Annotated in this window: 13 protein-coding genes; 6 read left to right on the top strand and 7 right to left on the bottom strand. The window is 53.7% G+C overall.

Going from position 1 to position 13,993, the window contains the following annotated elements; genetic code table 11:
- Positions 1 to 13: 13 nt before the first annotated feature.
- Together glgX and treY are read right to left on the bottom strand one after the other, a co-directional pair.
- Positions 14 to 2,134 (bottom strand): glycogen debranching protein GlgX, encoded by a 2,121-nt coding sequence (gene glgX, locus JHJ32_RS00680; RefSeq protein ID WP_079717339.1) that lies wholly within the window; start codon positions 2,132 to 2,134, stop codon positions 14 to 16.
- A gap of 39 nt (positions 2,135 to 2,173) precedes the next feature.
- Positions 2,174 to 6,256: a malto-oligosyltrehalose synthase gene (gene treY, locus JHJ32_RS00675; protein ID WP_200119203.1), complete on the bottom strand. Its 4,083-nt coding sequence runs from the start codon at positions 6,254 to 6,256 to the stop codon at positions 2,174 to 2,176.
- A gap of 125 nt (positions 6,257 to 6,381) precedes the next feature.
- On the opposite strand from treY, the gene JHJ32_RS00670 reads away from it, so the two are divergent.
- Positions 6,382 to 6,642: a hypothetical protein gene (locus JHJ32_RS00670; protein WP_079717341.1), complete on the top strand. Its 261-nt coding sequence runs from the start codon at positions 6,382 to 6,384 to the stop codon at positions 6,640 to 6,642.
- A gap of 26 nt (positions 6,643 to 6,668) precedes the next feature.
- On the opposite strand, the gene JHJ32_RS00665 is transcribed toward JHJ32_RS00670, so the two are convergent.
- The 3 genes from JHJ32_RS00665 to JHJ32_RS00655 are packed head-to-tail and all read right to left on the bottom strand — an operon-like array spanning position 6,669 to position 9,060.
- Positions 6,669 to 7,850 (bottom strand): zinc-dependent alcohol dehydrogenase, encoded by a 1,182-nt coding sequence (locus JHJ32_RS00665; RefSeq protein WP_200119202.1) that lies wholly within the window; start codon positions 7,848 to 7,850, stop codon positions 6,669 to 6,671.
- A gap of 6 nt (positions 7,851 to 7,856) precedes the next feature.
- Complete coding sequence (locus JHJ32_RS00660; protein WP_200119200.1) at positions 7,857 to 8,558, bottom strand: SRPBCC family protein; 702 nt, start codon at positions 8,556 to 8,558, stop codon at positions 7,857 to 7,859.
- Between the two features lie 4 nt (positions 8,559 to 8,562).
- Complete coding sequence (locus JHJ32_RS00655) at positions 8,563 to 9,060, bottom strand: DUF4142 domain-containing protein (protein ID WP_233632442.1); 498 nt, start codon at positions 9,058 to 9,060, stop codon at positions 8,563 to 8,565.
- Between the two features lie 350 nt (positions 9,061 to 9,410).
- On the opposite strand from JHJ32_RS00655, the gene JHJ32_RS00650 reads away from it, so the two are divergent.
- The 3 genes from JHJ32_RS00650 to JHJ32_RS00640 all read left to right on the top strand — a co-directional run bounded on the left by JHJ32_RS00650 (position 9,411) and on the right by JHJ32_RS00640 (position 10,879).
- Complete coding sequence (locus tag JHJ32_RS00650) at positions 9,411 to 9,815, top strand: SPW repeat protein (protein ID WP_200119196.1); 405 nt, start codon at positions 9,411 to 9,413, stop codon at positions 9,813 to 9,815.
- A 131-nt stretch (positions 9,816 to 9,946) separates the two neighbouring features.
- Complete coding sequence (locus JHJ32_RS00645; protein ID WP_079717346.1) at positions 9,947 to 10,198, top strand: hypothetical protein; 252 nt, start codon at positions 9,947 to 9,949, stop codon at positions 10,196 to 10,198.
- Positions 10,199 to 10,216: 18 nt separating this feature from the next.
- Entirely contained in the window at positions 10,217 to 10,879 is a 663-nt protein-coding gene (locus tag JHJ32_RS00640) for a hypothetical protein (protein WP_200119194.1), read from the top strand.
- Between the two features lie 63 nt (positions 10,880 to 10,942).
- Here the strand turns inward: JHJ32_RS00640 and JHJ32_RS00635 are convergent, their stop codons facing one another.
- Both JHJ32_RS00635 and JHJ32_RS00630 read right to left on the bottom strand, forming a co-directional pair.
- The gene (locus JHJ32_RS00635; RefSeq protein WP_079717348.1) at positions 10,943 to 11,785 is read right to left on the bottom strand and encodes a manganese catalase family protein; all 843 of its coding nucleotides are present in this window, start codon (positions 11,783 to 11,785) and stop codon (positions 10,943 to 10,945) included.
- A 239-nt stretch (positions 11,786 to 12,024) separates the two neighbouring features.
- Positions 12,025 to 12,402: an STAS/SEC14 domain-containing protein gene (locus tag JHJ32_RS00630; protein ID WP_079717349.1), complete on the bottom strand. Its 378-nt coding sequence runs from the start codon at positions 12,400 to 12,402 to the stop codon at positions 12,025 to 12,027.
- 103 nt (positions 12,403 to 12,505) lie between these two features.
- Here JHJ32_RS00630 and JHJ32_RS00625 point away from each other — a divergent pair, with 103 nt between their 5' ends.
- The gene (locus JHJ32_RS00625; protein WP_139378683.1) at positions 12,506 to 12,979 is read left to right on the top strand and encodes a DUF2938 domain-containing protein; all 474 of its coding nucleotides are present in this window, start codon (positions 12,506 to 12,508) and stop codon (positions 12,977 to 12,979) included.
- The gene (locus JHJ32_RS00620) at positions 12,976 to 13,989 is read left to right on the top strand and encodes an SDR family oxidoreductase (RefSeq protein WP_200119193.1); all 1,014 of its coding nucleotides are present in this window, start codon (positions 12,976 to 12,978) and stop codon (positions 13,987 to 13,989) included. The genes JHJ32_RS00625 and JHJ32_RS00620 overlap by 4 nt, the downstream gene beginning before the upstream one ends.
- Positions 13,990 to 13,993: the final 4 nt, after the last annotated feature.

Raw genomic sequence — 13,993 nt, 5'->3', positions numbered from 1 at the left:
TACAGGATTCCGGCTATTTAACTTGCCGATACACGTGAACGGCTCTGCCAACGATTTGCACCGTATCGCCAGCTTGATAAGTATCTCCGTCAGCGTCATCCGCTTCCAAAGCTGTATCAATCACCTTTTCCCATGCGCGGCCGTATTTCTTGTCTTTGGGCAACACAAAATCCAGCGGTTCATGGTAGGCATTGAAAATCAAGTAAAAGCTATCATCGATGATGCGCTCTCCTTTCTCACCAAGGGAGTGGATACCGTGGCCACTAAGGAATATCGCCAGCGAGCGGGCGAAGTCATGGTCCCAGTTTTCGTCTGGCATTTCCCGGCCGTCCGGCAGAAACCAGGCAATATCTTCCACGCCGATGCCCTTGATAGGCCGTCCGGTAAACCACTTCCGGCGGCAGAACACCGGATGCTTACGGCGGAGGGCGATGACTTTGCGGGTGAATTGCAGTAGTCTCTCATCCAGCTTGTCCCAATGGAACCATGAAATTTCGTTGTCTTGGCAATACGCATTATTATTCCCCTGTTGCGTCCGGCTCACCTCGTCGCCTGCCAACAGCATAGGCACGCCTTGCGATAGCAGGAGTGTCGTCAGGAAATTGCGCTTCTGCCGCGCACGCAGCGCGTTGACCTCCACATCATCGGTCGGACCCTCAGCACCGCAGTTCCACGAGCGGTTGTGGCTCTCGCCATCGCGATTGTCTTCGCCGTTCGCTTCATTATGCTTATCGTTGTAAGACACCAGGTCATTCAGTGTAAATCCGTCATGGGCGGTCACGAAATTGATGCTGGCTGTCGGCCGCCGGTAATCATCCTGATACAGGTCCGAGCTCCCCGTAAAGCGCTCCGCAAATTCAGATAGCGTACTTTCTGCGCCACGCCAGTAATCACGTACGCAATCGCGGTATTTGCCATTCCATTCGGCCCATCCGGGCGGAAAATTACCCACTTGGTAACCCCCTTCGCCGAGGTCCCAAGGCTCAGCAATGAGCTTCACCTGCGAAATCACCGGGTCTTGGTGGATGATATCAAAAAAAGCACTCAAACGGTCCACTTCATGAAGCTCGCGTGCCAGCGTGGCAGCCAAATCAAAGCGGAAGCCGTCAACGTGCATTTCCGTGATCCAATACCGCAGGCTGTCCATAATTAGCCGTAAGACATTGGGCAGATTGACATTCAACGTGTTGCCGGTTCCGGTGTAATCCATGTAATACCGGCAATCGTCTGTTAACCGATAGTAGGCGGCGTTGTCAACGCCTTTGAAGCATAGCGTAGGCCCCAAGTGGTTGCCTTCCGCGGTGTGGTTGTATACCACATCTAAGATCACTTCGATGTTCGCGGCATGCAGTGCCTTGACCATATTTTTAAATTCTTGCACCTGCTCGCCCATGGTCCCGGAAGCCGCATAGCGCGCTTCAGGAGCAAAGAAACCGATAGAATTATACCCCCAGTAATTGGACAGGCCGTCCGCCTGCCGATCGTTGACAAACTGGTGCACCGGCATCAACTCAATGGCCGTAATGCCCAGTTCTTTGAGGTAGCGTACCGTTGCCGGATGACCCAGCCCGGCGTAGGTACCACGTAGTGCTTCGGGAACTTCCGGATTGAGCTTGGTCAATCCTTTTACATGGGCCTCATAGATGATGGTTTTATGGAAAGGAATATTGAGCTGCGTATCGCCCTCCCAATCGAATGCCGGATCAATGACTACAGATTTGGGCACATAGGGTGCACTATCCACCTTGCTGAAGCTCAAATCACTATCAGGGTGGCCCACTTCATATCCCAGGTGCGCCTCATGCATATTGACCACACCGGATACCGCTTTGGCGTACGGATCGAGCAGCAGCTTGTGCGGATTATACCGATGCCCAGCATGCGGGTCAAAAGGTCCGTGCACGCGGTAGCCATACCGTTGGCCCGGCGGCAGGCCGGGAATGTAACCATGCCACACCTGATGGGTGCGTTCCGTGAGGGTGATACGTTCCTCACGGGCATCCACCGCATCGCCATCGAACAGGCAGAGCTGTACTTTTGTAGCATTTTCGGCAAAAAGGGAGAAGTTCACTCCTTCGCCATCCCATGTGGCTCCTAATGGATAAGGTTTCCCCGGATAGATTGAGCGTTCCATAACCAGACAACTATAAAGTGATAGTTTTTGTTTCAAATATTATCGGCCGTAGAGCTGCACCCACTCGCACAGCTGCCGCTGCAAACGGGAGGTCAGCTGTTTGGCCTCCAGCCGCCACTGCCAATTAGCCTGCGGCGCAGCGGGCACGTTCATCCGGGCCTCGCCACCCAATCTCAGCAAGTCCTGCATCGGGATGAGGGCCAGTTGTGCCGGGGAAGCGTAAGCCATGCGGCACAGCACATCGCACGCCTGTTGCGGATTCAGGCGCCCCGTGCCGGCGTAAGCGCTCAACTGTGCCTTGCCTTCGGCCGGCAACTCATCACGATACCATCCCGCAGCTGTGTTGTTGTCATGCGTGCCGGTAAACACCACATCGTTGGCGGCGTGGAGGTGAGGCGCATGGAGGTTTGTCCCCACATCATCGCCGAAGGCGAACTGCAGCACCTTCATGCCCGGGAGGCCCAGTCCGTCGCGCAGTTGGTAGATACCGTCATGGATATCGCCCAAATCTTCCGCGATGAAGGACAGCTCGCCTATTGCCTCCTTTACCGCATCGAAGAGCGCTGCTCCCGGTCCGACCCGCCATTTGCCCTGCTTGGCGCTATTGGCCCCTTTGGGAATTTCCCAATAGTCATGAAATGCCCTGAAGTGGTCGAGCCTCAGCAAATCATACAACTCCATATTTTTGCGTATGCGCGCTATCCACCATCCATAGCCTTGCGCGGCATGGTTTTCCCAGCGGTAAACCGGCATACCCCAGGCTTGCCCGTCGGCGTTGAAATAATCCGGCGGTACACCCGCCGTGCCCACCATGCGACCACGGCTGTCCAGACTGAACAGTTCGGGATGTGCCCATACATCCGCCGCATCGTGGTTGATATAGAACGGCAGATCCCCTATCAGCCTGATACCGGCTTGGTGGCAATGCGCCTTCAAGCGCTGCCATTGCCTATAAAACTGATATTGTAGCCACTTCACCTGCTGGCGTGCAAGTGCATGCTTACTTCGGAATGTGGCTATCGCCTGTTGTTCCCGGTTGCGGTACGCCCGTGGCCAGGCATACCAGGGTTTGCCTTGGTGAAGCTCGCGGAGCATCACGTAGTCCGCATAGTCGTCCAGCCAGTCGGCCTCACGTGCACAAAAGTCGCCGAAACCCGGCTCCTCCTTGCCATTCCATTGCTGCATATAGTTGCGGAACGCCTTGCCCAAGAAAACATGCTTCAACGCTTCGGCATTCGCATAATCCACACGGGCAGATACGGAACGGCGGTTGACCGCCAATTCACTTTCGGTAATCCAGCCTTGCCTCCCGAATTCATCAAGGCTCAGCAGCAGCGTATTGCCGGCCATCGCCGATCGGGTACTATAGGGCGAATACCCCACGCCCTCGTCCGTCGGGTTATGAGGAAGCATCAGCCAATAGCGTTGCCGCGCCCCACGCAGGAAATCGGCAAACCGATGAGCCTCGGGGCCCAGATCGCCAGCCCCATAGGGCCCTGGAAGCGAAAACAGCGGCAGCAGCACGCCGGCACCACGCTTGCTTTCGCGCGGTATATCCGAAGCTGTCCACACCCCCACCGGCAACCGCCGGAAGGCATCAGCAAGCCGCAAAGCACCTTCTACCTCATAAGTCTCACCCGTGATGGCATGCCGCCATTTTTGCGGAGCACCTTCGGGTAGTTGTATCCGTGTATTGCCCCAATCGATTTGTTTTGCGCTATAGGCGCCGGAAACCATTGTCTCCCGCAAATGAAGAGGGACGGCCACCAGCAACCATTCATTGCCTTGCCGCCGTACAAACGAAAGTACATGGTCGCGTCGTCTGCCAGCCGCTGTCACTGGTTCATAGCTGCCTGTCCCGAAGAGTGTCTTATGCGACAGCCGCAGCTGTGCCAGACGCTCGGTGACGGCATATTTCAACAGTCCGCTGTAGCGATCTGCCCACCATTCATCCACCATGGCTGTTCCCTGCCGTTCCGCTCGCAACTTCTGCTGCCATTTGCGCCGCATATCAAAATCCACGGCGCGGCGATTGTCCGGATCCACAAACGACAGATCCCATCCCTCACAGCCCTGATAGATGTCAGGTATCCCTGGGCACGTAAACTTAAGCACTATCTGCACAAGCGAATTGACGATAGCTACATCTGCCCATTGCGCATGCAGCGCACGAAACTCCTGGTAGAAAGGCGTGCCCGGCCGCAATATGCGCCGGATAAAACGGACGGTTGCCGACTCATACGTTTGATTGGGGTTCGTCCAGTCGGTATATCGTTTTGCCTCACGCAGTGCTTTGGTTAGGTAAGCCTCCAATCGCTCGCGGTACCCTTTGATCGGCTGGCCCGGCATCGGGAATGTTCCCCACAGCGTTTGATAGCAAAAATATTCATCGTTTACATCCGGCATCCCCTCGGTTTTATAGGGTGCGTTCAAACGCATCCACGCCTTTACCGTCGCCGTCCAGACGCGCGGGAATGCCGTGATGGTTTGCAATCGTGCCCTTACATCTTCGCCACGCTTGGTATCGTGCGTTGCCGTCGCGTTCAATGCATCCGGGTACTGCATGGCGCGCTCTTGCATAAACCGGTGGAAGTCGGCCACAGCAACGCTGTACATCGCAGGCGTACCGCCTACCTCATTTGCGCCGATATAACGGTGGTACCTGTACATGAGCGTATCTTCGAGCCCCTTGGCCATAAGTGCACCGGTAAGCTGCATGCACCGCTGGTAAAATGTGGTCATATCCTTAACCCGCCGTTTGGTACCGGATAAAAAAGCCGGGACCAGCTGGCTTTCCAAAAAACTCAGCGCCTCCCGCAATTGCGGTTCGCTTGCGGCGGCTTGCTGCAACGTATGCCGTACCGCGTCCGCTTCCGGCTCACTCAGCGGAAACGTGCGCCCATACCAACGGTACACTGGGCAGTGAACCACAAATGAAGCCAAAGCTACCTTAAGCGCAGGCTCATCCACGTTTCCTGGCAGCTCACTGCCGTTCAGTATCCCATCGCGGAAAAAATGAAACAAGTTGTCCAGCTCACCCGCCATCGCGTCATGCAACTGTTTGCGCTTTACCTCGTGCAGCAGCTGCGATGGGGGTGTCTGCCCTACCAGCTTATCATAAAAACGTGACATCCGGCGTTCGCTGCTGCCATCGGCCAGCAAGCCGTTGACCATAGCCAGGAATTCATAGCCCGTGGCGCCCTGTATGGGCCAGTGGCTGGGGAGCGCCTCAGCCTGCTGAAGAATTTTTTCGACCACCAGGTAAATATCTTCACCCACCAGTTGCCGCAGCCGGAGCAGGTAGCCCGTCGGGTCAGCCAGACCATCCACATGATCAATACGCAGCCCGGTAAATACGCCATCCTTTACCAGCTTGGCCAACAGCCTGTGCGTGGCTTGAAACACGCGGTGATCCTGCACATTCACCGCAATGAGGCCATTCACCGTAAAAAACCGTCGGTAATTAATCCGATGCTCCGTTTCCTGCCAGTGGCATGGCTCATAATACTGGCAGGCGATCACTTTACGGATAAGCGACTCCTGCCATTCAGGGGGCAGATTGCCGTCCTGCCCAAGGTGCGGGCGGATAAGTGCCTGTCCGGCTGCATTAATGGGCCATTGCTGTCCGTTGTGGTCAAAGACCAGCCTGTTGCCTATGGCTTGCACCTTCAGGCGGCCCGCAGCAATCACGTCATCCAGCGGCGCATCAAGAAATGGCAGCATCAGGCGGTCCGAAAAATAGTCCGGAAACGCTATCGGCGTATCGAAAAAGCGGCTAAACCGCGAGTCGGATCCATTTTCCAGTACATCCCAAAGCCAAGCATTGCCGGGATGAAAGGCCATATGGTTGGGCACAATATCCTGTATCCAGCCGATACCTGCAGCCGCAAGTTGCTTAGCCACATTCTTCAATTGTTCGAGTGTACCGATTTCCGGATTGATTTGCAGGGGATTTGTCTGGTCATACCCGTGCGTGCTGTCCGGCACAGCCTCGAAAACCGGTGATGCATACACCGCACCGATGCCCAGGTGCTGGAGGTAAGGAATCAACCGCTCCAAATCCGAAAGCGTGAAGTCCTTATTTAGTTGAATCCGATAAGTCGTAGCAGGTACATTCTCCATAAGTAATGGGTTAACCCACCAATCCGATGATTGTTCGGAATAGTTTTTTAAAAAAAGTACGATTTTTTGTATCCGATAATCAAACAAAATGACCCACCCCGTGTTGGCCAAAGAAAGGGAGTACCATGAAGACGCTTGACAGGCACCAACTTGAACTGATGGGATTCAATCCACCTGAAGGCCCTTGTTTCGCCAACGGCCGTTTACTTCGCTTTTTTATCCTGCGCAGCAAACCCTGGCTTGGTGTGGAAGAATATTTACCGGCGGCAGGCGATGCCAAGGAAGAGGGTGACAGCGAAGTGTATGCTGTCAATTACGGTACCCACCGCGTAGAACCTATTCACACCCTGGAAGACCTACAGCATTTTCTTTATCAACAATATTAATCAAACTCGGTGCGCCAGCGATATGTTCAGTTGGCCTGCTGTGGCATAATCACTGCGCGCATACAACCATCTGTCCGCCCATTGAACAGTTCGTAGGCCTTTGGTCCATCACGGAGTGGGGTGGGGTGGGTAAGCATAAAAGCGGGATCTATTCTTCCTTCGCGGATAAGTTCAAACAACAGGGGCACATAACGTTGGCCATGCATCTGGCCACCACGCATGGTCAACCCCTTATTCAAGAAGAGTCCCATAGGTATCTTATCCGCAAAGCCGGCATACACCCCTACTACGGACACGGTGCCTCCTTTTCGGCAAGCCGCAATCGCCTGTCGCAGCACGGCAGGCCTATCGGTCTCCAATTTTAAAAACTGCTTGGTCCGGTCATAGTAATGTTCTATGCCCGTACTGTTGGCCTCCATACCCACAGCGTCAATGCAACAATCCGGCCCTCTGCCGCCAGTAGATTCCTTGAGTACGTCCAGTACATCGGCATCCCGGTAGTTGATCACTTCTGCTTTGCTATGGGTAGCTGCTGCTGCCAGCCGGTAGTCAACGCTGTCAATGGCAATGACGCGCTCCGCCCCGAGGTGATAGGCCGCCTGGATGGCCATCTGCCCAACACCCCCGGCGCCCCATACCGCTACGACATCGCCGGGCTTAATGTCCGCCATCTCTGCGGCCATGTAGCCGGTGGGTACACCATCAGACACAAATACGGCCTTCTCGTCTGGTATGTCATCCGGTATTTTAAATGCGCCGTGGTCGGCAAAGGGCACCCGGATGTACTCGGCATGGCTGCCAGCATAGCCGCCAAAAAGGTGCGAATAGCCAAAAATGCCTGCGGTCGGATACTGGAATACTTTCTTTTGCAGGATGCCATTGGGGTTGGAATTGTCACAAAGCGACCACAGTTCGTCCTTGCAGTATTCGCACTCCCCGCAGCCGATGATAGACACCACCACTACGCGGTCGCCCACTGCCAACTGGCGCACCTCGGGTCCCACCTCGACAATCTCTCCGATAAACTCGTGCCCCAGAATATCCCCCGCTTGCATTGAAGGAACGAACCCGTTGATTAAGTGCAGGTCAGAGCCGCATACGGAACTCATTGTCACTTTCACGATAGCGTCCCGCTCATTCAGTATTTTAGGGTCGTCGACCTTTTCAACTTTTAGGTCCTTGACCCCATTCCAACACAGTGCTTTCATAACAGCTTATATCAGTTTCAGTTTTCCGGTTCGCTTTCCGGCAGGCTGTCCATCAGTGGTAGGTATTTCGCCAGCCTCCATTACGCGTTTAAAGTTGTAAATTTCATTTTCGATCACGCCTTTGAAAAGCGGGTTCAGCAATTTTGCCGCCGCGGTGCCTAGTCCGCCAGCAGGCGGGTGGTAACTAAAAATCACCCGCATCTCCGTGCCTCGTCTGGGGGCATCATAAAATTGTACTTTTCCGGCGTTTTTGACAGGCGCTCCGTTGATGGATTGCCAGCCGATCAATTCATTAGGCTCATCTTTGACAATTTCGGCATCCCACTCGATTTTGCCGCCCATGCCCGGCATCTCGGCAATCCAGTGGGAACGCCGTTCGTCTATCTCCGCCACCTCGTGCAGGTGGGGCATAAATGAAGGAAGGTTGGCCAGCGCCCGCCAATAGCGGTACACTTCTTCCCTGGGCTTATTCACGGTCATGACTGCTTTGACGTTGATGGCAGGGTTGTGGATGTCCTTTTTGCCCAGCCACCGACTGATTGGGCAATAGCCCAGCCCACCACGAACAAACAGGTACCCGCTGGCCAGGAGTGCTGGTACCGATTGGTAGCGTAGATTTTTAAGGCCGTTATACCCCAAGTAGGCACCGAGCGCAATGGAAACGATGCGCTCGGTTGTGCCTACATTTTTCACGATTTTCCTACTCATGATTTTACGGATTGATCTGCGCATTCAACGCACGCGCGTCCTCCAGATGTGCCCGCAATGTCGGCAGCTTGCCTGCGGCCCATTCCCTCAACTCTTCATCCAGCACCCCTTCCGGACCGGAGGCACGCTCAAACAACGAGACGGCCTCTTCATGGGAGATCACCATCTTCCGTGCAAACTCCTGGTCGAATGCCGCGCCTTCGAGTACCATCAAGTCTTCCAGCATTTCGCGCTCTTTTTCTAATAAGTCGTTCGGCATATTCCAGCCTTTAGCGGTTGCCAACGCCGCGAGCTCGGTACCTGCCATGCCGTGGTCCATCACCATATGGTTGCCATATTCAATGACGCGGTCATCAGCTCCCTGTTCACCAGCCAGTTCTCCCGCCTCTATCTCGAAGCGATTGCTACTTGCCGCAAGCGTCACAAACTCCTGATTTTGCATGCGGTCTACCCTATCATCGTCGTCATCATCACAGGCTCCCGCTAATAGGACACATGGCATCACTAGCCACAACAAGTTGATCTTCTTCATTTGTTTTTTCTCCTTCTTCTTCATGTGTTTTATCTTTAATGATATTTCCGTTTACTGCCGTTTACGTTGCCAAGTCCGTTCCAAAGCTGTTTTCCGGCACAATGCCAGCCATTAGCTACACCATAGCTGGTTGTCGGGGCGAGTGCCACGGTTGTGATGTAAACGGATATGGAACGCACTTCTTCAAAAGCAAACAAGCGGTCGCTGATTTAGGACACTAACATGCGTCGCAGCCGCCTGGGCTTTCTGCGTTAATTTGGCGTGAATTTTTCGTTACCCACTGCATATAAAAATAAGTGTTGTACTAAACAAAAAAGATTATGAGATTCATTGGCCGAAGATTTCATGCCGTATTGGATTATATGGCAGGATTACTACTGATTGCAGCCCCTTGGCTGTTTGGGTTTACGTCCATCGCGGCAGCAACTTGGGTGGCCGTCATCATCGGGGTGGCGATTATCGGGATGTCGCTATTCACCGACTATGAGGGAGGCGTGGTGAAGGCAATTCCAATGTCAACCCACTTGGCGATAGACGTTTTTGCCGGATTAGTGCTTGCTGCTTCGCCCTGGCTATTCGGGTTTGCCGACCAGTTTTACGGGCCTCACCTCATCTTGGGAATTTTGGAAGCTGGTGCTGGATTGTTTACGGTATCGGCATCACAGCATGCCCAGCCCCGGAGGCCAGGTCGCCAGGGCAGCGCACTGCGGGGAACTACTCATTGATGCCACATGTGCAGGACGTACAGCACATGTCTTAAACTCGGGCATCTGGCGAATGTATGACGCCTCTGCGGTCGGCACCTTACATCTACCGGATGCCCTTTTACTTAATCAGGTTAAATTAACGATAAACCATGAATTTGGGCAATGACATACTAAAAATTTTGGACAAGCAATATGCTCCCAACACCTTGGTTGAAACCAGCTACAAAAACCTGGACCTCGCTTTCAAGACCGACGCTACGGGGGCGCCCATTCTTTTATTCCTCGGGAAAAAAGACGAGCAAGGGCAGATTAAAGGCGAGCGATACGTCAGGCGGCTAAAGAAGTCGGAAGACGGTAAGCTGTTGAAAGACCACTGGGATCTTAAAGGAAAAGCAACGTAACATTAAAACGAGTAAACCATGAAAACACACCAATCGGGAAAACTCCTGCCACTTATTCTGTGCGTGCTGATCAGTGCCTGCAGCACATCCACACGCATTACCGGATCGTGGAAAGATCCGGCCGTAGACGTCAGTACCGGCGAAAGCAAAAGCGTACTAATCACTGCGCTAAGCCGCAATATCGAAGTACGCACCAAATTGGAAAACGCATTGGCGGCCAAGGCCGCCGAACTGAACATCAAAGCGGTAAAGAGTTCGGACATCTTTACGCCTGACTTTTTCCACCAAATTCCGGCGCGTGACGAATTATTTGCCAAAATACAGGAAACCGGCGTGGACGCCATCCTTACGGTGTCACTCATCGATACCGAAGCTAACACCCGGTATGTGCGCGGCACTGCCCGCTATGCCCCCTTTCCGATGTACAATTGGTATGGCGGCTTCTACACATACTTCAATTACTGGCATCCTATCATGTATGATCCGGGCTACTACGTGACGGACAAAACCTATTTTCTGGAGACCAACCTCTACAATGCAGCAACCGATCGGCTGGTTTGGTCGGCACAGTCCGAGACAGTCAACCCGGCAAGCATCGATGCCTTTGCCAAGGAATATCCGGAGGTTTTATTGGAGCGGATGATAAAAGACGGTTTATTAATGGCACAACCGGCAGATTGACAATTGACCAAACAAAAAAAGATTCCCGCCCCGGCTTAATGCAGCCCGGGCGAGAATTTTCAGTTAAAGGATTTTATCGAGTTGCTGCTCCTTCTGTGCATAGCCCTCTTTTATCGGCGGCGCCAACACCGGTTCGTCTCCCATGGCCCGGATATGTTCAAACGTAAACTGTCCCTTGCCGTCTATGGATGCGCCAGTACTCCACCGTGCATTCGGATTTTCGGGCCGTTCGATATTTGTCGATACAAATGCATAATTGACACTTTGGTTTTCAAGATCCTGCGGGAAACTGTTGGGGATGGGATGCACACCTTCCACACCACCGAGATCTTCCAAGACAGCGAGCCACTGATTTTGATGCATGTTATCCCGTGCTATCAAAAAGGCAAGCATATCTTTCATGCCCGGGTCGGTGGTCGATTGCCACAAGCGAGTAGCCAACGTACGGCCAGTTGCTTCGGCCATCACATTCGCGTACATATCTGCCGCCAGGTTGCCACTGGCCACCACCCATGAACCATTGAACGGCACGCCATTAGCGTCAGTAGCCATTGCCGCCAATCCGGCGGAGAGGTAATGGCGCGGGTCCATACCGCCCATAATCTGCTCTACCACGGGATTTTCAGACACCACCTGGTCGATGACATTCCCTTTTGCGCCCTCCAGGTTGAGCGCCACAGCGGTGCACAGCATTTCGATATGCGATATTTCCTCGGTGCCGGTTTCGAGCAACATATCGCGGTATTTAGCAGGCCCCCTGTTGCCCCACGCTTGAAACAGGTATTGTAGACATACCCGTATCTCCCCTTCGATACCGCCGATAGCCTGTTGCAGCAGGCGTGCAAATTGCGGGTCCGGTTTGTCCACCCGCACTTGATACTGCAGTCTTTTTTCGTGATAAAACATAATGATTCATTTAATTGGTAAACTGATAGGGTTAATACTCCAACATAGCGTTGACAACCACTATTCCATAACCCCCCGATAACCCCGGTAACCTGTGACAACTGACAAAAAGCCCATCATCCGGGCATAATCGATCAGAAACCTGTTAGCAATGCTTCCGGCGGGTGTACTGAAAACAGCATATCCTGTTCAGAATACAAGATAAGGTGGCAAAGTCGCGCTACACTTCCCAGATCTTATCAATCGGCCGGCAGCGGCGCCGACACCCATTCTTTCGCCGTCTGAAAATCATCCAACGGATAACACCGTATCTCGCCATGTACCAGCGGGCTCAATGCTTCGTATGCCATCCGCAGCCAGCGCTGGTCCGATACAATGGCCATGCGGTTCCACTTGCTGAAATGCTTGAAGCTGATTTTGAGGTAGTCAACGAACGCCGTCAAACTGTAATTTTCCATCCCTGTTTCCAAAAAAACGATGAAATTAATCTTCCCGTAGCGTGCGGCCACCTCGTCTACCCGCGCCATTACCACCGCTTCGTATTCATCTTTTGTCACGGTCCCGGCTGCCCGGTAAGCCACCACGTGGTCGGGGAAATTGGTCATCAAGGTTACCATAGTCTTATCTTTTTGCTATCAGAATGACAATTCCATACCACTTCGGCGCACCCCTCTGCCCAAGAATGGCATAGCGATGGCAACGAATGGAAAAAACAATGTTATGAGCTACCGGGAATCACCACGCTTCATTGCCGCCGGTATTGTGGCGACCAGCACGATGACCCTATTCAGCCACCTGGCCTCACGAGCGGCGCGCGACAATTTCAACGAACCTCTGTTACTGGATCACCTGCTGCGTGGCACGTTGCTACCCCGCAAAAGCGGCATCGCGCGACCTGCCGGTTGGGCGACCCATTATGCGATAGGTTGTGCTTTGGCTGCGGTGTTTTATCATAGCTGGAAATATATGCGCGCCAAGCCCACACTGTCCCATGCCCTGTTATATGGTTGGTGTGGTGGCCTTACGGCCGTCATGTGGTGGCATACCGCCTTCCGGTTGCATCCAGCCCCACCGCGAAACGGACGCACTGCCTTTTACCTCCATCTGCTTGCCGCCCATCTGGTTTTCAGCATATCTGTAGCGCGCGTATGCTCAGCGCCTATGCCATTATTCACCAAGCATAAATCGCTATGAAACAAAGCACCTTTTATTGGTATGCCCTTGCCGTCCTATTGCTTACCGGTTGCGGTACCGCCAAGCTTGGCCCTTCCGGCCAAAAAAAAATCCACGGAAAGACGTTTGTCATTATTGGTGCCTCCAGCGGCTTCGGCCGTGGCGTGGCCGAACAACTGGGGGCCTACAAGGCTAATGTGGTACTTGCCGCTCGGCGGGGATCGGTACTTGAAGAAATAGCTGCCGGCATACGCCAAGCCGGCGGCACGGCCTTGGTGGTGCCGATGGATATCAGTGACCCGCAAGCCGTGGAGCACCTGGCCGAAGCCGCGGTAACCCGGTATGGTACCGTAGATGTATGGATAAACATGGCCGGAGTAGGCGCCATTGGGCGGTTTTGGGAAATTCCGCTTGCTGATCAGGCCCGTCTGGTAGATGTCAACCTTACCGGATTCATCTATGGTAGCTATGCCGCCATCACCCTATTCCGAAAGCAAGGATATGGTACGCTGATCAATATGGGATCGGTAGAAAGCAACAGCCCCATTGCCTACCATGCGTCTTATGCTGCCACAAAAGCAGGCATATTGAATTTGGGGCAGGCCATCAACCAGGAGCTCAGGCTGAGCGGCCATAAGCAGATAAAGGTCGTAACGATAAAGCCTTGGGCCGTAGACACTCCTTTTTGGCGGCACGCTGCCAATTACAGCGGCGGTACCCCCCGGATGGCCGCCATGGATCCGCCCGAAAAAGTGATCAATGCGGTTATCCGCCGTGCTATTCGGCCGCGTAAACAAGCTGCCGTGGGCGGCAAGGCAAAGGTGGCGGTTTTTTTCCACCGGCTGTTGCCCCATTTTACCGAACGGATATCAGCAAATATTGCGCATAAGTACCAAGTCGAAAATGCGCCCCCAGCCCCTCCCACTTCCGGCAGTGTACATGAACCCATGGAAGCAGGAACCGGCGTCGATGACGGTGTGCGCCAGCGGATGAAGAAAGAAAAGGAGGCGCGCCGCAAGTCACAGCCATAGTTCC

The sequence above is a fragment of the Parapedobacter sp. ISTM3 genome, from assembly GCF_016533505.1.
GTDB lineage: Bacteria > Bacteroidota > Bacteroidia > Sphingobacteriales > Sphingobacteriaceae > Parapedobacter > Parapedobacter luteus.
The sequence above is the reverse complement of the archived record's forward strand: the minus strand, read 5'-3'. Positions and strand labels throughout refer to the sequence as shown.